This is a genomic window from Streptomyces sp. NPDC101227, assembly GCF_044767545.1.
Lineage (GTDB): Bacteria > Actinomycetota > Actinomycetes > Streptomycetales > Streptomycetaceae > Streptomyces.
Map to the genome: position 1 here is coordinate 93710 of NZ_JBIWOD010000026.1, position 19840 is coordinate 113549.

General features: G+C 70.7%; 15 protein-coding genes. 7 read left to right on the top strand and 8 right to left on the bottom strand.

Going from position 1 to position 19840, the window contains the following annotated elements; all coding sequences use genetic code 11:
- Nucleotides 1-20 precede the first annotated feature (20 nt).
- The gene (gene secA / locus ACIRPT_RS37730) at nt 21-2852 is read right to left on the bottom strand and encodes a preprotein translocase subunit SecA (protein ID WP_403835876.1); all 2832 of its coding nucleotides are present in this window, start codon (nt 2850-2852) and stop codon (nt 21-23) included.
- Nucleotides 2853-3093: 241 nt separating this feature from the next.
- On the opposite strand from secA, the gene ACIRPT_RS37735 reads away from it, so the two are divergent.
- On the top strand, nt 3094-3714 hold the full coding sequence (locus ACIRPT_RS37735) for a GNAT family N-acetyltransferase (protein ID WP_403835879.1): 621 nt from the start codon (nt 3094-3096) through the stop codon (nt 3712-3714).
- A 72-nt stretch (nt 3715-3786) separates the two neighbouring features.
- Entirely contained in the window at nt 3787-4989 is a 1203-nt protein-coding gene (locus tag ACIRPT_RS37740; protein WP_403835882.1) for a winged helix-turn-helix domain-containing protein, read from the top strand.
- Nucleotides 4990-5077: 88 nt separating this feature from the next.
- Here ACIRPT_RS37740 and ACIRPT_RS37745 read toward each other — a convergent pair whose 3' ends face one another.
- From ACIRPT_RS37745 to mtnA, 7 genes are all read right to left on the bottom strand, one after another.
- Nucleotides 5078-5839, bottom strand: a complete 762-nt coding sequence (locus tag ACIRPT_RS37745) for a response regulator (protein WP_403510499.1) — start codon at nt 5837-5839, stop codon at nt 5078-5080.
- 233 nt (nt 5840-6072) lie between these two features.
- Nucleotides 6073-6765 carry a ribosome hibernation-promoting factor, HPF/YfiA family gene (gene hpf / locus ACIRPT_RS37750; RefSeq protein WP_403510496.1) on the bottom strand — a complete coding sequence of 231 codons (693 nt, stop codon included), beginning with the start codon at nt 6763-6765 and terminating at the stop codon, nt 6073-6075.
- 318 nt (nt 6766-7083) lie between these two features.
- Nucleotides 7084-7815: a ComF family protein gene (locus tag ACIRPT_RS37755; RefSeq protein ID WP_403835885.1), complete on the bottom strand. Its 732-nt coding sequence runs from the start codon at nt 7813-7815 to the stop codon at nt 7084-7086.
- A gap of 78 nt (nt 7816-7893) precedes the next feature.
- Nucleotides 7894-9777 (bottom strand): LpqB family beta-propeller domain-containing protein, encoded by a 1884-nt coding sequence (locus ACIRPT_RS37760; RefSeq protein WP_403835888.1) that lies wholly within the window; start codon nt 9775-9777, stop codon nt 7894-7896.
- Nucleotides 9767-11833, bottom strand: coding sequence for an MtrAB system histidine kinase MtrB (mtrB, locus tag ACIRPT_RS37765; protein WP_403835891.1), 2067 nt, complete (start codon nt 11831-11833; stop codon nt 9767-9769). Before mtrB ends, ACIRPT_RS37760 begins: the two co-directional genes overlap by 11 nt.
- Nucleotide 11834: 1 nt before the next feature.
- Complete coding sequence (gene mtrA / locus ACIRPT_RS37770; RefSeq protein WP_030416996.1) at nt 11835-12512, bottom strand: two-component system response regulator MtrA; 678 nt, start codon at nt 12510-12512, stop codon at nt 11835-11837.
- Nucleotides 12509-13681, bottom strand: a complete 1173-nt coding sequence (gene mtnA, locus ACIRPT_RS37775) for an S-methyl-5-thioribose-1-phosphate isomerase (protein ID WP_403835895.1) — start codon at nt 13679-13681, stop codon at nt 12509-12511. Before mtnA ends, mtrA begins: the two co-directional genes overlap by 4 nt.
- Before the next feature lie 155 nt (nt 13682-13836).
- Here mtnA and ACIRPT_RS37780 point away from each other — a divergent pair, with 155 nt between their 5' ends.
- The 5 genes from ACIRPT_RS37780 to ACIRPT_RS37800 are packed head-to-tail and all read left to right on the top strand — an operon-like array spanning nt 13837 to nt 19384.
- Nucleotides 13837-15195: a hypothetical protein gene (locus tag ACIRPT_RS37780; protein ID WP_403835898.1), complete on the top strand. Its 1359-nt coding sequence runs from the start codon at nt 13837-13839 to the stop codon at nt 15193-15195.
- Between the two features lie 19 nt (nt 15196-15214).
- Nucleotides 15215-15889: a DUF4129 domain-containing protein gene (locus tag ACIRPT_RS37785; RefSeq protein WP_403835901.1), complete on the top strand. Its 675-nt coding sequence runs from the start codon at nt 15215-15217 to the stop codon at nt 15887-15889.
- A complete protein-coding gene (locus ACIRPT_RS37790; protein WP_403835904.1) occupies nt 15886-17118 on the top strand; it encodes a DUF4350 domain-containing protein in 1233 nt (410 codons plus the stop codon). Before ACIRPT_RS37785 ends, ACIRPT_RS37790 begins: the two co-directional genes overlap by 4 nt.
- On the top strand, nt 17099-18064 hold the full coding sequence (locus ACIRPT_RS37795) for an AAA family ATPase (protein ID WP_403835905.1): 966 nt from the start codon (nt 17099-17101) through the stop codon (nt 18062-18064). The genes ACIRPT_RS37790 and ACIRPT_RS37795 overlap by 20 nt, the downstream gene beginning before the upstream one ends.
- Before the next feature lie 9 nt (nt 18065-18073).
- Nucleotides 18074-19384, top strand: coding sequence for a DUF58 domain-containing protein (locus ACIRPT_RS37800; RefSeq protein WP_403835907.1), 1311 nt, complete (start codon nt 18074-18076; stop codon nt 19382-19384).
- Nucleotides 19385-19840: the final 456 nt, after the last annotated feature.

The window sequence follows — 19840 nt, forward strand, 5'->3', positions numbered from 1 at the left end:
GGGCGCCTGGTCCTGCGCGCTTACTTCTTGCGGCGGCGTCCGCCGGCCTTCTGCGCCTTGCGCCGCTCCGCCCGCGTCAGCCCATCGGCCTCGGAGCGGGCCGGGCCCTCGCCGTCCTCGTCGCTGACGAAGTCGCCCTCGATGACGCTGCCGTCGCCGTCCACCTTGGGCGCCGTGAAGTGCAGCCGGTCCGGACGCTGCGGGGCCTCCAGGCCCTTGGCGTGGATCTCGGGGCGGCCCGCGCCGGCCGGGACGACGTCCGCGGCCTTCTCCAGGGACGGCTGCTCGGCCGCCTCCTGGACCGGGACCTCCTCGACCTGCTGCTCGACCTGGACCTCCAGGTTGAACAGGTAGCCGACGGACTCCTCCTTGATGCCCTCCATCATCGCGGTGAACATGTCGAAGCCCTCGCGCTGGTACTCGACCAACGGGTCCTTCTGGGCCATCGCCCGCAGGCCGATGCCCTCCTGGAGGTAGTCCATCTCGTAGAGGTGCTCACGCCACTTGCGGTCCAGGACGGACAGCACGACCCGGCGCTCCAGCTCGCGCATGATCTCCGAGCCGAGCTGCTCCTCGCGGGCGGCGTACTGCTCGTGGACGTCGTCCTTGATCGCGTCGGCGATGAACTCGGCGGTCATGCCGGCGCGGTCACCGGCCTCCTCCTCGAGCTCGTCGACGGTCACCTTGACCGGGTAAAGCTGCTTGAAGGCGCCCCACAGCCGGTCCAGGTCCCACTCCTCGGCGAAGCCCTCGACCGTCTCCGCCTGGATGTAGGCGTCGATGGTGTCTTCCATGAAGTGCTTGATCTGGTCCTGCAGGTCCTCGCCCTCCAGAACCCGGCGGCGCTCGCCGTAGATGACCTCGCGCTGGCGGTTGAGGACCTCGTCGTACTTCAGGACGTTCTTACGCGTCTCGAAGTTCTGCTGCTCGACCTGCGACTGCGCGGACGCGATCGCCCGCGTCACCATCTTGTTCTCGATCGGTACGTCGTCGGGAACATTGGCCATCGCCATGACCCGCTCGACCATCTGGGCCTTGAAGAGACGCATCAGGTCGTCACCGAGGGAGAGGTAGAACCGCGACTCGCCGGGGTCGCCCTGACGGCCGGAACGACCGCGCAGCTGGTTGTCGATACGGCGCGACTCGTGCCGCTCGGTGCCCAGCACATACAGCCCGCCGAGCTCCTTGACCTCCTCGAACTCCGCCTTGACCGCGGCCTCGGCCCGCTCGAGGGCGGCGGGCAGCGCGGCCGCCCACTCCTCGGCGTGCTCGACCGGATCCAGGCCGTGCTGGCGCAGCTCGGCCTCGGCGAGGTCGTCGGGGTTGCCGCCGAGCTTGATGTCCGTACCACGGCCGGCCATGTTCGTGGCGACCGTCACGGCGCCCTTGCGGCCGGCCTGGGCGATGATCGGCGCCTCCCGGTCGTGCTGCTTGGCGTTGAGCACCTCATGGGCCACGCCGCGCTTGTTGAGCTGCTGCGAGAGGTACTCGGACTTCTCGACCGAGGTGGTGCCGACCAGGATCGGCTGGCCCTTCTCGTGCTTCTCGACGATGTCCTCGACGACCGCGTCGAACTTCGCGGGCTCGGTGCGGTAGATCAGGTCGGCCTGGTCCATCCGGACCATCGGGCGGTTCGTCGGGATCGGGACGACGCCGAGCTTGTAGATCTGGTGGAATTCGGCGGCCTCGGTCATGGCCGTACCGGTCATGCCGGAGAGCTTGTCGTAGAGGCGGAAGAAGTTCTGGAGGGTGATCGTGGCGAGCGTCTGGTTCTCGTCCTTGATCTCCACCCCCTCCTTCGCCTCGATGGCCTGGTGCATGCCCTCGTTGTAGCGGCGGCCGGCGAGGATACGGCCGGTGTGCTCGTCGACGATCATGACTTCGCCGTCGATGACGACGTAGTCCTTGTCGTTCTTGAACAGCTCCTTGGCCTTGATCGCGTTGTTGAGGTACCCGACGAGCGGGGTGTTCACCGACTCGTAGAGGTTGTCGATGCCCAGCCAGTCCTCGACCTTGCTGACGCCGGACTCATGGATGCCGACCGTGCGCTTCTTCTCGTCGACGTCGTAGTCGCCGGTCTCCTCGACGCCGCGCTGCGGGTTGGCCGCCTCGCCCCTCTTGAGGCGCTGGACCAACTTGGCGAAGTCGCCGTACCACTTGGTGGCCGAATCCGCCGGGCCGGAGATGATCAGCGGCGTACGGGCCTCGTCGACGAGGATGGAGTCGACCTCGTCGACGACCGCGAAGTTGTGGCCGCGCTGGACGAGTTCGTCCTGCGACCAGGCCATGTTGTCGCGCAGATAGTCGAAGCCGAACTCGTTGTTCGTGCCGTACGTGATGTCGCAGTTGTACTGCTCGCGGCGCTGGGCGGGCGTCATATCGGCGAGGATGCAACCGACGGTCAGGCCCAGGAATTTGTGGACCCGGCCCATCATCTCGGAGTCGCGCTCGGCCAGGTAGTCGTTCACCGTGATCAGGTGGACGCCCTTGCCGGACAGCGCGTTGAGATACGTCGGGAGGGTACCGACCAGGGTCTTGCCCTCACCGGTCTTCATCTCGGCGACGTATCCGAGGTGAAGGGCCGCGCCACCCATCAGCTGGACGTCGTAGTGGCGCTGGCCGAGCACGCGCTTGGCGGCCTCACGGACCGTGGCGAACGCCTCGGGCAGCAGGTCGTCCAGGCTCTCCCCGTCCGCGAACCGCTCTTTGTACTCATCAGTGAGCGCCCGCAGCTCGGCGTCGGAGAGGGCCGCGAAGTCCTCTTCGATGGAGTTGACCTGGCCCGCGATGCGGTGCAGTTTGCGCAGGATCTTTCCTTCGCCTGCACGCATGAGCTTGTTGAAGACGGACACTTGGGCTGGTCTCCTTGCCGGTCGGGCCTGGCACGGTCGAGTGCGCGGGGCGCGGCATTTATCCAGGGGCAGGCCCCGCCGCAACGGCCATCGTAAGGGAGGACGCTCTCGGGCAGGGGAGGTCCGCCGCGGCAAGGGCAGGCCTGCCCTCCTCAGGTGAACGCGTGAGCTGGCGAGAAGGTGCCGGGAATCACCGCGAAATCCCTTCGCGGCCGTCCCCGCCGCGTCTCAGACTCGCACCATGGAGCCCGTCATTCTCACGACCGAGCGTCTCTTCCTGCGCCCTTTCGAGGCGCCGGACGCCGCGGCCGTATACGCCGCCTGCCAGGAACCCGACATTCCGCGCTGGACGGGCATCCCCTCGCCGTACAGCCTTCAGGACGCCGAGCTGTTCACGGGCACCACTTCCCCGGAGGCCTGGCGGACCGACACCAGCTATTCCTTCGCGGTGCTCTCCCGGGCCGACGGCTCCCTGATCGGCTCCATGGGGCTGGTACGGCTCGACCTGCTGCGCACCCCGGAGCGGCAGGCGGAGCTCGGCTACTGGACGGCCGGGGAGCACCGAGGCAAGGGGTACACCGTCGAGGCGGCCCTGGCGGTGGTGCGCTGGGCGTTCGACGATCTTGGGGTGGAGCGGATGGAGTGGCTCGCGGAGGCGGGCAACGAGGGCTCCCGGGCGGTGGCCCGCAAGGTCGGCTTCCGGATGGAGGGCACCCTGCGCGCCAAGCTCGTCCAGGAGGGCACCCGGCGGGACGTCTGGATCGGCTCCCTGCTCCCGTCGGACCTGCCCCGGGCGCCCGGCCCCACCGGTGTCCCGGTCCCGGCCCCGGACACCACGCCGTACCTCCCGTACCCGGACTGAACGCCGGGCCGCGGCCCGTGCCAGGCCCGTTGCCGGGTTCCGTTGTCAGTGCCCGCCCCTACCCTTTTCCGCATGACCACAGCGCCACGCACCCAGCCCCCGCCCGTGACCGCGCTCTCCCGGGACGACGCCCGGCGCCTGGCGCTGCGGGCCCAGGGCCTGCTGGGCGCACCGGACCGACGGGCCGGCGTGGGCGGGGTGCTGCGGCATCTGGGCGCGGTGCAGCTGGACACGATCTCGGTGCTGGCGCGCTCGCATGAGCTGGTGCCGTACGCCCGCCTCGGCGCGGTGGGCCGCGGCGCCGTCGAGGCGGCCTACTGGAGCGACACCCACAGCTTCGAGTACTGGTCACACGCCGCCTGCATCCTGCCCATCGAGGAATGGCCGCACTTCGCGTTCCGCCGCCGGGCCTACCGCGCCAGGGGCCACCGCTGGCACATCATGAAGGACTCCGAGCGCTCCTGCGCCGCGGTCCTGAAGCGCCTCACCGCGGACGGCCCGCTGACCACGTCAGAGCTGGGCGGCGGCCGAAAGGGCGGCGAGTGGTGGGACTGGTCCGAGACCAAGATCGCGGTGGAGTGGCTGCTGGACACCGGCCAGGTGGTCTGTACGGAGCGCCGCGGCTGGAAGCGGGTGTACGACCTCGCCGAGCGCGCCGTCCCCGACGCCCTGCTGCATGACGATCTGGACGACGCCGAGTGCATGCGCCGCCTGGTCGCCCAGGCGGGCGCCGCGATGGGCGTGGCCACCCGCGCGGATCTGGCCGACTACCACCGCCTCAAGGGCGAGCAGGTGGACGCCGTGATCGAGGGCTCGGGCCTGGTGCCGGTCGAGGTCGAGGGCTGGGGGAAGCCCGCCTGGGCCGATCCCGCCGCCCTGGCCGCCCCGCCGCGCGGCCGGCACCGCACGACCCTGCTCTCGCCGTTCGACTCCCTCATCTGGGACCGCCCGCGTACGGAGCGGATCTTCGGCTTCGCCCACCGCCTGGAGGCCTACGTCCCACGCCCCAAGCGGATACACGGCTACTTCGCGATGCCCCTGCTGTCCGGCGGCCGCCTGGTGGGCCGCGTCGATCCGGCCCGCGAGGGCACCACCCTCATCGCCCGTCAGGTCTCGCTGCAAGGCCCCAAGGCCGTCCGCCCCATGGCCCAGGCCCTCCATGAGGCCGCCACCTGGGTCGGCTGCGATTCCGTACGCCTGGAGCGCTGCGATGACGCCGCACTGGCCGAAGCCCTCCGAACGGAACTCACTCACATGAGTGACCGGACCGGCTGAGTCCGGTCACCCGGACCGGCTTCTCCGGGGGCTCGTACAGCCCCCGGACCGACGGCCGCGACCGTACGGCCGGCGGATCCCGAGAGGGTCAGCGGATCTCGAGAATCTTCTCCCGCATCGCATACACCACTGCCTCCATCCGGGAGTGCAACTGCAGCTTCTCCAAGATGTTGCGAACGTGGTTTTTCACGGTGTTTTCGGAAATGAAGAGCTCTTTGGCGATATCGCGATTGTTCATGCCGGTGGCGACGAGCTTGAGGACCTCGAGCTCGCGGTCGGTGAGCCGGGGCGCGGGCACCAGGCGGCGCTCGTCCGTGCGCTGGATCATCGACTTGAACTCCGTCAGGAGCTTGGACGCCATCGAAGGGCTGATCTGCGACTGGCCGTCCGCGACGGCACGGATTGCGGTGGCCACCTCGTCGGTGGAGATCTCCTTGAGGAGATATCCGGTGGCCCCGGCCTTGATCGCGTCGTAGAGATCGGCCTCTTCGTCGCTGATCGTCAGCATGATGATCTTCGCGCTGGGGGCCACCTCCTTGATGGAGGTGCAGGCCTCGATGCCGCCCCGTTTGGGCATCCGCACGTCCATCAGCACGATGTCGGGCAGCAGATCCGCGGCCTTGTCACAGGCCTCCGCGCCGTCCCCGGCCTCGCCGACGACCTGGATGTCCTCTTCCTGGGCCAGCACGATCTCCAGGCCCCGCCGGAAAAGCGCGTGGTCATCCACGACCAGGACCCGGATCGGCTCCTTTCGCGGCACGCTCGCGGCAATACCCGCGGCGGCGCCGTCCCCGATACCGCTTCCCTCGTCGTCCGCGCCGTCACTCACGGGCCCGAAACTGTCCCCCATTGTTCCTCCCCGTCAACTACTCGGCCGAAGGGCCAGAGCTTGGATATAAGGCTGGTTGACAACAGCCCCGCGCGGCCAGCCTGATCAATGCCATACGACCGTCTCCCCGGCGAGTAGCCGTTTCGTGTCCACATACTCCCTGGCTGGCACAAACACTATACGGCTTCAACTCCTGCTTTCTTCGGGCACGATGGTGCCCCCGGCGTACGCCGGGGGCACCGAGCGGATGAGTGTCAGCCGCCGAGCGCGCCGCCCGCGCCCCCCGGCTCTTCCTCCCCGAACGAGTCGGGGTTCAAGTGGATGACGCCGTAGTCGTACGCGTGCCTCCGGTAGACGACACTCGGCTGCTTGGTCTCGGCATCGACGAAGAGATAGAAGTCGTGGCCGACCAACTCCATCTCGTAGAGCGCCTGGGTGAGCGTCATCGGCGCTGCCGAGTGGGTCTTCTCGCGGACGACCAGGGGGCCTTCGCCCTGGACATCGAGCGAACCCATCTTCGTGATCGGGACCATCGGTTCGGCCTCGCTCTCGGTGGCGAGCTCACCATTGGTGTTCAGATGCGCGGCGTCGGGGACGCTGACGGCGACGTCACTCGCCGGGATGCGGCCGTTGCCGCGACGTGAGTGGCGCTTGTCGTGCTGCTTCCGCAGTCGCGCCTCCAGCTTGGCGGTAGCCAGGTCCAGCGCGGCGTACGGGTCGGCTGCGGCCGCCTCGGCCCGGACCACCGGGCCACGGGAGCGGAGGGTGATCTCCACTCGGTCGGAACGGTCGGCCTGCCGCGGGTTGGGCTCCTTGGACACCTCGACGTCCAGGCTGATCACCTTGCCGTCGAGCTTCTGGACTTTGTCCAGCTTCAGCTTCTCGGCCACGTGCTTGCGGAACCGCTCGGGCACCTCGGTCTTGCGGCCCTTGACGACGATGTCCACGCAGAACTCCGTTCCCGGATCGCTCCGCTACGCAGAGGGAGCGACTCCTTCTTGCACCAGGCTCCGGTAGGTGCCGAAGCCTCGGACTTGGCGACTTTCACCTCCTCCTCCCCCAAGGGCGAGCTCTCCACTCCAACGTTTTCAGGTTCGCCTCAATAGCCCCTAAGCGCACCCATCGCGACATCCGAGGCAAAGCGGCCACCAAGTCCTCACAACCGAACATAGCTCTCCTGGATGGGTGTCGGCACCCCCTTGCGACCACCAGCTCCGTTTGGGTGAAATTTGTCCCCCATTACCTGCACCGATGAAATTCCTTGGTCAGTTCCAGTTCCTTTCGAAAGCCCTGTGGGGCGCCGCGACCACCGCCGCGCCGGCCACCCGGCCACCCGCCGCGGCGATCGCCCGCGCCGCCTCGGCGAGCGTGGCGCCCGTTGTCACCAGGTCGTCCACCAGCACCACTGGCGCCCCCGTCAGCAGCCTCCGGGCCCCGCCCGGCACCTCCAGTGCACCGGCCATATTCGTCAGCCGCTGCGGGGCGCTCAGCCCCGCCTGGTCGGCCACCGTGCGGCGCTGCCGCAACACCGCGAGCACCCGCGCTCCGCCGCCGCCGCGCCGCAGGTCGGCGGCCGCCGCCAGCGCGATTCTGCGCACCGGATCATGGCCCCGGCAGGCCACCGATCTTCGGGCCGACGGCACCGGTACCAGCAGCGGTGCCACGCCCCCGCCCCGCCGCTCGCCCACCGGCCCGCCACCGGTCTGCACCCGCCGCACCGCCCCGGCCAAAGCCGCGCCCAGCGGCCGCGCCAGCCGCAGCGCACCGCGCTCCTTGTGCGCCAGCAGTACGGCCCGCACCTCATCGGCGTACGGCGCGCCCGCCCAGACCCGGGGCAGCCCGGCGGGTCCCGGCCTCGGCGTCACCCGCCGGGCACCGTGCCCCTCACCCGACAGCGCGCGGCGGCACCGCGCGCACAGCTCCGTACGCGGCCTCCCGCACCCCGCGCAGTCGACCGGTAGCACCAGACCGGCCAGCTCCCGCCACATACCCTGCATGACTCCAGGGTCGCGCCGACGGCGTCCGGCCACCACCCCTGTGGAAAACCGCGGCGCCCCGCGCCGTGACCTGGGCCGTTACCCCGGATAGACCGGCGCGGTCCCGTCCTTGGCCACCGTTTTCCAGTTCGCGTCCGGAGGCAGCCGCACAATGCCCTCGGTGGCGTCGGCGATCAATGGCCGGGTCTCGTCCTCCGAGGCCGCCACCGCCTTGACGCCGTTGACCCCGGGCAGCGTCTGCGCATTGGACGCCGAGCCGTCGGTCTCCATGAACTGCATCTGCTGGACCCCGCCGGACTCCCGTCCGACGACCACCAGGCGGCTGCCGCCCGCCCACGAGGCGGCCACCACGTCCTCCAACTGCGGTGCGATCGGCCGCAGTTCCTGCACCGAGAGGGCCGGGTGCGCCGACGAACCACCGCGCTCGACCCGGCCCAGCTGGAGCGTCGTACGGCCCTTGTCCTCCACCAGCACCGCGATCCGGATGCCGTCCGAGGCCACCCGGATCGCCTTGATCCGCCGCCCCTTCAGGCCCGGCACCGCCACCTCTTCGGGGCTGCCCTTGCCCTCGCGCACCCTCAGCAGCCGCGAGCCGTGGGAGTTGCGGTCGGCGATCCACAGATCACCGAGGCCGTCCCAGCTCGGCGCGGTCAGCCCCTCGTCCGCGTCCTTGGCCGAGCCGGTGCTGGTCAGCAGCGGGGCGCCGCGCTGGGTGCCGTCCTCCAGGCCGGCCACGTACAGCGCGCGGCCGTCGCTCGACACCGCCGCCGCGGTGGTCTCGTCGCGCGAGATGGCGACCGAGCGCAGCGGGGTCTTGCCCGTGCCGAACGGGCCGCGCACCGGCGTCGGTTCGGTGGCCGCGTCGGACATGGCGACGACCTTGTGATCGGCGTCGATGAAGTACTCCTGCGCGGAGTGCCCGGCGAGCCGGGTCGGCGAGAAGTCGCGTTCGGCCTGCTCCTGGGTCAGCGCGCACAGGGAGTTACCGCTGGTGTCCTCCAGCTGCACCTCGCTGACCTTGGACGCGCGTGTCATGTCCTGGACGGTGAAGAAGAGTTGGGCCGCCATCCGCTTGCACTGGCCGGTATCGGTGCTGACCGCCTGCTTGCTCAGCTTGACCCGTAGCGCGTTGGAGTCGTCCAGCGACAGATCACGCGCGGCGAGCCGCGTACCGGGCGGGAACTCCGACGACGTCACCTGGCTCAGCCAGTCCGTGGGCCCGGACAGCAGCGCCTCCACGCTGGCCGTGATCGGCTCTATCCGCTGGCGCAGATACACCGGGTCGGCGACCAGGACGTTCCGGCTGGCCTTCGGCTCCGCGGACTCCGACGCGTAGGACGCGAAGTAGTACTTGTTGACGGAGCGGTAGATCCGCTGGAAGTCGGACTGCCCGAGCACCAGGCCGTTGGGCAGCCGGTCGATGCGCCACTGCCCGTCCTCCTTGATGAGGTGGATGGTCTGGCGGTACTTCTTCTCCTCCGGCGTGTAGGCGTGATTGGCGTCCACCTTCGCCACCTGGCTGCCGGAGAGCACGACCGTGTAGCCGTTGCCGTCCTCGCGGTTGGGCTGAGCCTGCGGCTCGGACTTGGGGCGCTCCTGGAGCACATCGGTGACCCGGAACGGCTGCCACTTCCGCCTGGCCGACTTGGCCAGGTACTGGCTGGCGGTACGGAAATCCGCCTCGTCGCTGGTCGTCGCGTCGAGGAAGCTGCGGACGATATTCGTCGGCTGCGCGCCGTCCTGCGGGGGGACGCCGTAGACCCGCACCTGCGAGTCCCCGTCGGCGCGCGGCGACTGATCGACGGCCTTGACGTCGCCGCTGTCCGGCATCGAGGCACACCCGGCGAGGAGTACGCCGGCGCAGCCGAGCAGCGCCGCCTTCCGCGCCCGCCCGGCTCCCCTAAGGGCGCGTGTACGGGACGTCCGCCCCACCTGGCCCTCGCCTCCCCGCTCAGTGTCCACGCAGCTCGCCTTCCCGCTCCACGCCACGCCCGGCCTCCCGCTCCCGCCCGCCGGCGCCCGGCTCGTCGTGCGCCGTCGCCCCGCTCCGTGCGCCCCCGGTCCCCGGCACCACACGGGTGCCGTCGCCCGGCAGCGCCGCCGGATCGGCCGCGGGGCGTGCCCCGGCGCGCGATTCCGCGGCGCGCGGCTGCGCCGGGATCGTGGACGCCTTGCGGCCCGCACCGTCGCCCGCCTGCCCCGCCTCGGCCAGGCCGCGGTTGCGTCGCGAGTCCTCCGGCTCCAGCGGTATCGGGGAGCCGCGCAGCGACTCGCCGGCCGTACGGGGCAGCGTCAGCCGGAACTGCGAGCCGCCGCCCGGCTCGCCCCAGGCCTGCAGCCAGCCGCCGTGCAGCCTGGCGTCCTCGACGGCGATGGACAGCCCAAGGCCCGTACCGCCCGTTGTACGCGCCCGCGCCGGATCCGCACGCCAGAAGCGGTTGAAGACCCGGGTCGCCTCGCCGGGCTTGAGACCGACGCCGTAGTCGCGCACCGCGACGGCCACCGCGCCACCGGACTGGCCGCCGCCGGACGCCAGGCGGACCACGACGTCCCGGCCCTCGCCGTGCTCGACGGCATTGACGACGAGGTTGCGCAGGACCCGTTCCACCCGTCGGGTGTCCGCCTCGGCGATCACGGGGCGCTCGGCGCCGCGCACCACCAAACGCGTGCCCTTGGCCTCGGCGAGCGGCTCGGCGCCCTCGAGGACGCGGTGGACGACATCGCGCAGATCGATCGGCTCGGCCTCCAGCGCCGCGGCGCCCGCGTCGAACCGGCTGATCTCCAGCAGCTCCGCGAGCAGCGACTCGAAGCGGTCGAGCTGTCCGCGCAGCAGCTCCGCGGAGCGCGCGGTGGCGGGATCGAACTCGTCCCGCACCTCATGGATCACGTCCGCGGCCATCCGTACGGTCGTCAGCGGCGTCCGCAGCTCGTGCGAGACATCGGAGACGAACCGGCGCTGCATCCGGGACAGCTCCTCCAGCTGCTGGATCTTGACCTGGAGGTTCTGCGCCATCTTGTTGAAGGACTCGCCGAGCCGGGCGATGTCGTCCTCGCCGGTGACCTTCATCCGCTCCTGGAGAAGACCCGCGGCCAGCCGCTCGGAGATCCCCGCGGCCATCCGTACGGGCGTGACGACCTGCCTCACCACGAGCCAGGCAATGGCCCCGAGCAGGATCACGACGAACACTCCGGCCGTCGCGAGCGTCCCCGTCACCAGCTTCAGGGACTCCTCTTCCTGGCTGAACGGGAAGAGGTAGTAGAGCTGGTACTGGTTGCTGTTGACGTCGTTGAGGCGCTTGCCGATGATCAGCGCCGGCATGCCGTCGTCCGACCCGATGCGCTTGATCTGGGTGTACTGGCGGAACGTCCCGGACTTGGTGTCCAGCTTCCGCCGCAGCTCGGCGGGCACGCTGCGCTCGGGGTCGACGTCCCCGGAGGCGCGCGGGCCGCGGGTGCCCGGGCTGGAGTCTCCGAACGGTTCGTCGGAGTCGGAGCTGAGCGCCACGACGGAGAAGACACCCTGGCCGCCGCTGGCGAGCTGCTCGACCAGGCCGGTCAGCCAGGTCGCGGAGTCCTGGGTGCCGCGGTTGCCGCTGCGGGCGGCGTCGTCGGGCCGGGTGTCATCGGCGCCGTCGGCCATTTTCTGGGCGACGCTGAAGCCGCCCACGGCCTGGCTCTGTGCGGCCTGCGCCTTGGCGGTGAGCAGGCCGTTACGGACCTGTCCGACGACCACCACGCCGAGCAGCAGCACCACCGCGAGCGACATCAGCAAGGTGGTCGCCACCACGCGCAGCTGGATGTTGCGCCGCCACAGCCGCAGGGCGGGCAGCAGCGGCCGTCGCACCCAGCGGCTGAAGAGCCGCAGCAGAGGGTGGACCGGGCCGCTCACCGCGCCGTCGGGCAGCAGCTGCCCGCCACGCAGCAACCAAGCGGACAACTTTCCCGAAAAGGACATTTCACTCGCCGGGTCGACGGAACGCCCCCGCTTTCCCTCCGGGGCCGCACCGTCCCGGGTCATCTCAGCTGGGCCCGGCCTTGTAGCCGACCCCGCGCACGGTCACCACGATCTCCGGACGCTCCGGATCCCGCTCGACCTTGGAACGCAGCCGCTGCACATGAACATTGACCAGCCGGGTATCGGCGGCGTGCCGATAGCCCCAGACCTGCTCCAGCAGCACCTCGCGCGTGAACACCTGCCACGGCTTGCGCGCCAGCGCCACCAGCAGATCGAACTCCAGCGGGGTCAGCGCAATCGACTGCCCGTCCCGCTTCACCGAGTGGCCCGCCACATCGATGACCAGGTCACCGATCGCCAGCTGCTCGGGCGCCGGCTCCTCCGAGCGCCGCAGGCGCGCCCGGATCCGGGCCACCAGCTCCTTGGGCTTGAACGGCTTGACGATGTAGTCGTCCGCGCCCGACTCGAGCCCGACCACCACATCCACGGTGTCGCTCTTGGCGGTCAGCATGACGATCGGCACCCCGGACTCGGCCCGGATCAGCCGGCACACCTCGATACCGTCCCGTCCGGGCAGCATCAGGTCGAGCAGCACAAGATCGGGCTTGGTCTCGCGGAAGGCGGCAAGGGCCTTGTCACCGTCCGACACGAACGACGGTTCAAAGCCTTCGCCGCGCAGCACGATGCCGAGCATCTCTGCCAGTGCGGTGTCGTCGTCGACGACCAGGACGCGTCCCTTCATTCGGCCATCATCCCATTACCTGATCGTGACTTACTCCATCGTGACGTGGAACACACTTCGGCGAGCCCGTCCCGAGTGACCGGCGAGACCACTCCGGCCTCCGTCACGATCGCCGTCACCAGCTCCGGTGGAGTCACATCGAAGGCCGGGTTGTAGGCCTGCGCGCCCACCGGCGCCACCGCGATTCCGGCGCCGGCTCCCGCCCCGGCCCCCTCTCCGGGCGCCAACGAGAGCTCCGTCACCTCGCTGCCCGCCCGCTGCTCGACCTCGATATCCGCCCCCTCCTCCGTCTCCAGATCCACCGTGCTCGTCGGCGCCACCACCACGAACGGAACGTGGTGATAGCGGGCCAGCACCGCCAGCGGATAGCTGCCGACCTTGTTGGCGACCGAGCCGTCCGCCGCAATACGGTCCGCACCTATCAGCACCGCATCCACCTCACCGGCGGCGAACAGCGACCCCGCCGCTCCGTCCACCAGCACGCTGTACGCCATGCCCGCGCGCGCCGCCTCGTAGGCCGTCAGCCGCGCCCCCTGCAGCAGTGGCCGCGTCTCGTCCACCCACAGCCGTTGCAGCTCACCGGCCCGGTGCGCCGCGCGCGCCACCGCCAGGGCGGTCCCCTCCCCTCCGGACACCAGCGCGCCCGTATTGCAGTGGGTGAGAATCCGGTGGCCACCGCCCGGCAGCAGCTCTCCCAGCAGCGCCAGCCCGTGCTCCGCCATCCGCGCGCTGGCCTCGATGTCCTCCGCGTGTACGGCCCGCGCCGCGGCCAGCGCCGCCGCCGCGGCCGCCTCCGGACCAGCCCCGCGACCGGCGGCCTCGCGGTAGGCGGCGGCCGCCCGGCGCACGCCATACCCAAGATTGACCGCGGTCGGGCGGGCATGCGCCAGCATCTCCGCGGCATCCTCCACATCGAACCCGCGCGCAGCGGCCAGCGCGACACCGTACGCACCCGCGATGCCCAGCAGCGGCGCGCCGCGCACCGCCAGCGTCCGGATTGCCTGAACCAGCGCCGGTACATCCGTACACACCAGCTCCGCCTCCTCCCCGGGCAGGCGGGTCTGATCAAGGAGGACCACAACGGGCCCCTCCGGCGGCTCCTCCCAACGCAACGACGGGATGGCGAGCGGCTGAGCGCCCGCCTCGGATACCTCGTACTGATCGGCCATTGGCTCAGTCTGCCGCCGACACCGCTCCGAACAGAAGGTCCTTCACTGCTCAGGGCTCCGGTACACAGAGCCACCCGCCATGACACGATGACTGACACCGCGGACCCCGGACCCCGGCCGCCCCGGCGGATTACGGGCAGCAAGAAGGAGCGAAGATGAACGACTCTCCGGGCTGGGCCTCGCCCGGATCCGCCCCCTCCGACGAGCCGGACCGCGGCACCCAGGAGCCCGCCCAGCAGCCCGCCCCCGACGAACCCGACGCCGAGCAGCCGGCCCCGCCGAACTGGTCCAAGCACCAGCCGCCCGCCGGCCAGTGGTCGTCCCCCACCGGGATCCCCGGCCAGGGCGGCCCGGCCGACCAGAACACCGCGGCCGGCACCCGCGCCCGCGCCGGCACCACCATCCCCGCCCAGGGCGGCTGGAACGGCCCGCCGGCCGGCGGGCCGGGATGGGGCACCGGCTGGGCCCCGACGCCACCGGCCGCCAAGCCGGGCGTCATCCCGCTGCGTCCGCTCGGCGTCGGCGAGATACTCGATGGCGCGGTCTCCACGATGCGCGCCCACTGGCGCACCGTCCTCGGCATATCGCTGGTCGTCGCCGTTGTCTCGCAGACCCTGATCACGGTCGTCACCGGACTGTGGTTCCAGGGCCCCGGCCGGGCGCCCTCCATAGGCCAAAGCTCTCGCTCGGCCATGGCGGACCTCATGCGCGACATGCTCAAGACGCTCGCCACGAGCGGCGCCACCGCGCTGATCGGTCTCCTCGCCACCCTCATCGCCACCGGCCTGCTGACCATGGTCACCAGCCGCGCTGTCCTCGGCCGCTCGGTCACCACCGCGCAGGCCTGGCAGGACGCCCGCGGCCAGCTCCCGCGCCTGTTCGGCCTGCTGCTCCTGCTTCCCGTCATGCTCTTGGCCATCGCTGCGGTCGGCCTGGCCCCTGGCATCCTCATCGCCGCCACAGGCGGGGTGGGAGTGGGCCTGCTGCTCATCCTGTTCGGCGGACTGGCCGCCACCATCGTGAGCGTCTGGCTGGGAGTCCGCTACAGCCTCGCCTCCCCCGCGCTGATGCTGGAGAAGCAGGGCGTCATCGCCTCCATGCGCCGCTCCGCCAAGCTCGTACGGGGCTCGTGGTGGCGGGTGCTGGGCATCCAGCTCCTCGCCTACCTCATGGTCGCCGTCGTCGAGTTCATGATCCAGATCCCGGCCACCCTCATCGCCTTCGCCGCCGACGGCGAGAGCCTGATGGACTGGGCGAACGGCACCAACGACAGCACCAGTTGGACCTTCCTCACCGTCATGGGTATCGGAGCCGTCATCAGCTCCACCCTCACCTTCCCGCTCAGCGCAGGCGTGACCGCGCTCCTCTACATGGACCAGCGCATCCGCCGCGAGGCCCTCGACCTCGAACTCGCCCGCGCCGCAGGCCTCCCCGGCTACGGCACGGACGCCGCGGGTACGGCCGATGCCGCTGTCCCCGCGGATGCCCACACCGACCCCACTCCGGGAAGCTGATGCGGTGACAACAGGGGGGATGACGACCGCACTCGGACGACTCATGGTGCGTGTCGGCGAAGACATACCGGTCCGGACTCCGCGCACGCCCGCACGCGAAGCGGCGGAGCGCGAGCTGTCCGACCCCCGGTACCACCAGAACGATCCCAACCCGATCCAGCAGACCCTGGCCTGGTTGGGGAACCGCATCGACGACCTGTTCCAGACAGCCGCCGGCGCCGCCCCCGGCGGCTGGATCGGGCTGCTCACCGTCGTCGCGGCGGTGCTGCTGCTGATCGTCGCGCTCCGGCTGCGGCTCGGCGCGATCCGCCGCACCCCGACCACCGGCGGCGCGCTCTTCGCCGATACCCCCCGGACGGCCGACGAGCACCGTTCGGCCGCCGACCGGCACGCCGCCGAGGGCCACTGGAGCCAGGCAATGCAGGAACGCATGCGCGCCATCGTCCTCGCCCTCGAAGAGCGCGCGCTGCTCACGCCCGGCCCTGGCCGCACCGCCGACGAGGCCGCCACCGCGGCCGGCCGCGTCTTCCCCGCACACGCCGGCCAACTGAGCGCCGCGGCCCGCACCTTTGACGACGTCACATACGGCGGCCGCCCCGGCACGAAGCGGGAGTACGCCCTCTTGACCGACCTCGACAACGACCTGCGGCACGCCAAGCCCCACCTCGCCGCCCCGGCCGGGAGCCGCGGATGACCACAGCCACAACGGACACCATCGCCCCGACCCCGACCCCCGCCCGTCACCTGTGGCGGCAGTCGCGAGGCCCGCTGCTCGCGCTCCTCCTGCTCGTCGTCACCGGGGTGACACTGGCGACCCTGCAGTCCGGAGAACAGCACGGCAGGCTCGACCCCCGCTCGGCGGACCGCACCGGAAGCCGGGCCCTCGCCCAACTCCTGTCCGCCCAAGGCGTCACCACCCAGGTCGTGACCACCTCCGAGGAGGCCGCCGCCGCGGCCGGCCCCGGCACCACACTCCTCGTCACCGACCCCGACGTCCTCACCACACGACAGCTGACCGGCCTGCGCACCGCAACCGCGCACACCTCCGGCCGCATCGTCCTGCTCGCCCCCGGCCCGACCACCCTCGATGCCTTCGCTCCTCACATCAAGGCGGCCTCCGAGACCGGCAACACGGCACGCAGTCCCGCTTGTTCGCTGCCCGCCGCCCGCCGCGCAGGTGATGCCCTCTTGGGCGGCCTGCGCTACCTCGCCCCCGACGGCCCGGCCGACCGGTGCTACCTCAGCGGCGACCTGCCCACCCTGCTGCGCTTGCCGGCCCACGACACCAGCCGCGACACCGTGCTCCTGGGCTCCCCCGACTTCCTCTACAACCACCACCTCGCCGAGCGCGGCAACGCCTCGCTGGCCCTTCAACTCCTCGGTGCGCACAAGCATCTGATCTGGTACCTCCCCTCCGTGAGCGACCCGGCGTCCGCCCAGGACGACCAACGCGGTTTCCTCGACCTCATACCCGTCGGCTGGGGCTGGGGCCTGCTCCAACTCGCCTTCGCCGCGGCCTTCGCGGCTCTCTGGCGTGCCCGCCGGCTCGGCCCGCTGGTACACGAACGCCTGCCGGTCACCGTCCCGGCCGCCGAGACCACCGAAGGCCACGCCCGTCTCTACGAGCAGGCCAACGCCCGCGACCGCGCCGCAGCCGTCCTACGCGCCGCCACCCGCACGCGGCTCGCCCCCCTCATCGGCGTGCCTCCCGCGCACGCCCACACCCCCGACATCCTTCTCCCGGCCGTCCATGCCCACTTGACCACCGCACCCGTGGCCGAAGCCGGACTTCACGCCCTGCTCTTCGGCCCGGCTCCCGCGGATGACAAGGCCCTGGTGCAATTGGCCGACCAACTCGACGAACTCGAAATCTCGATCGTTTCCCAAGAGAGGCACGCCCCCCGTGAGCACCCCGACCGCTGACAGCGCCCGAGCCTCCCTCGAAGCTGTCCGCACCGAGATAGCCAAGGCCGTCGTCGGCCAGGACTCCACCGTCACCGGCCTGGTCGTCGCCCTGCTCTGCCGCGGCCATGTGCTCCTCGAAGGCGTCCCCGGCGTCGCCAAGACCCTGCTCGTACGAGCCCTGTCGGCCACCCTCGAACTCGACACCAAGCGCGTCCAGTTCACCCCCGACCTCATGCCGAGCGACGTCACCGGCTCCCTGGTCTACGACTCCCGCAGCGCGGCGTTCTCCTTCCAGCCCGGCCCCGTCTTCACCAACCTCCTTCTCGCCGACGAGATCAACCGCACCCCTCCCAAGTCCCAGGCGTCCCTCCTAGAAGCCATGGAGGAGCGCCAGGTCACCATTGACGGCACCGCCCGACCCCTCCCCGAACCGTTCCTCGTGGCCGCCACCCAGAACCCCGTGGAATACGAGGGCACCTACCCGCTCCCCGAGGCCCAGCTCGACCGGTTCCTGCTGAAGCTGACGGTCCCTCTCCCCGCCCGCCAGGACGAGATAGACATCCTCACCCGCCACGCGGACGGCTTCAGCCCCCGCGACCTAGGCGCCGCAGGCCTGCGCCCCGTAGCCTCCGCCGCCGACCTCGAAGCGGCTCGGGCCGCGGTCGCCAAGACCGCCGTCTCCCCCGAAGTCACCGGCTATATCGTCGATATCTGCCGCGCCACCCGCGAATCCCCCTCGCTCTCTCTCGGCGTCTCCCCTCGAGGCGCCACCGCCCTGCTCTCCACTTCCCGGGCCTGGGCCTGGCTCACCGGTCGCGACTACGTCACCCCGGACGACGTCAAGGCCCTTGCCCTCCCCACGCTCCGACACCGCATCCAGCTCCGCCCCGAGGCGGAGATGGAGGGAGTCTCCGCAGACTCCGTGATCAACGCCGTGCTCGCCCACCTCCCCGTCCCCCGCTGAGGCGACGCCGTGGCCCTCACCGGACGCACCGCCCTCATCGCCGCAGTCGGAGCTCTCCTCGTCGGCTTCGTGCTCCCGAGCTGGCTCGGCATCCTCACCGTCCAACTCGCCCTGCTGATAGCAATTTTGTGCGACCTCGCGCTCGCCGCGCCAGTGCGAAAGCTCCATTTCACCCGTACCGGTGACACAACCGTTCGACTAACAGGCGAAGCCCACACACACCTCACCCTCACCAACCCGGACCGCCGCACCCTGCGCGCGCAGATCCGCGACGCCTGGCCCCCGAGCTCCTTCCACCCCGGCACGGACATCACCGCATCCCGCCACAGCGTCCGTATCCCCGGTGCCGAACGCAGGCGTCTCACCACCACGCTTCATCCCACCCGCCGCGGCGACCACCGCGCAGTACGCGTCACGGTCCGCTCTTACGGCCCCCTCGGCCTGGCAGCCCGGCAAGGAAACCATCACGTCCCCTGGACCGTGCGCGTCCTGCCGCCCTTCGCCAGCCGCAAGCACCTCCCCGCCAAGCTCGCCAGACTCCGCGAACTCGACGGCCGCACAAGCATCCTGACCCGCGGTGAGGGCACCGAATTCGACAGCCTCCGCGACTACGCCCCCGGCGACGACACACGCTCCATTGACTGGCGCGCCACCGCCCGCCGGCAGACCCTCGCCGTCCGCACCTGGCGCCCCGAGCGCGACCGCCGCATCCTGCTCGTCCTGGAAACCGGCCGCACCTCCGCCGCCCGCGTCGGCGACATCCCTCGCCTCGACGCCTCCATGGACGCAGCACTCCTCCTCGCAGCCCTCGCCTCTCGCGCCGGCGACCGAGTGGACCTCCTCGCGTACGACCGCCGCGTACGGGCTTCCGTACAAGGCCGAACGGCCCTCGATCTGCTTCCGGCCCTGACCGATGCCCTGGCCCCCCTCGAATCCGAACTCGTCGAGGCGGACGCACGCGGCTTGGCCGCCTCCATCCACCGCCGCACCCAGCGCCGGTCCCTCATCGTGCTCTTCACCGGCCTCGACACGGCCCCCGTAGAGGAGGCCCTGCTGCCGGTCCTCCCAAGCCTCACCCATCGCAACGAACTCATCGTCGCCGCCGTCGCCGACCCCCGCATAGAAGAAATGGCCGCCGGCCGGCACACCCCCGAGGCCGTCTACGCGGCCGCCGCCGCGGAACAATCCCGCGCCGCCCGCCGCAACACCGCAGACCGCCTCCGTCACCAGGGCATCACGGTCATCGACTCGACCCCGAACCACCTTGCCCCGGACCTGGCCGACGCCTACCTCACCCTGAAGTCCTCCGGCCGCCTCTGACAGAGCCCGCGCACAAGGTACGGGGCCAGCTAAGACGTGCCTTTCGGGTCACCGACAGCTCTTGCTGATCGAGCCCGAGGACCCAGACTCGCCCTGCCGGCTCCTCTGCACCAAGAGTCTTCAGGACCAAATCGGTTGGTGCCGTACCGGTACTCCCAGCACAGCGTCCCCAGCTAGCAAAGAGACGGCGGGATCGGTGCGCTGATCGATGCGCCAGCCTTTCAGGCGCCGCGGTCCGAAAGCAGGTGGTCTCTCTCCAACAAGCCCTCGACGTCCCGCACGGCAATCTGATCGGACGGCTGCTGGCAGCAAACCCCCTCGATCCACGCCTCGTCCACCAACACCAGCCCAGACCCGGTGAACCCCGTAAACGCGGAAAAGCCCCGCACCATAAGGTGCGGGGCTTCCCACAAAGATTGTTCGGCGGCGTCCTACTCTCCCACAGGGTCCCCCCTG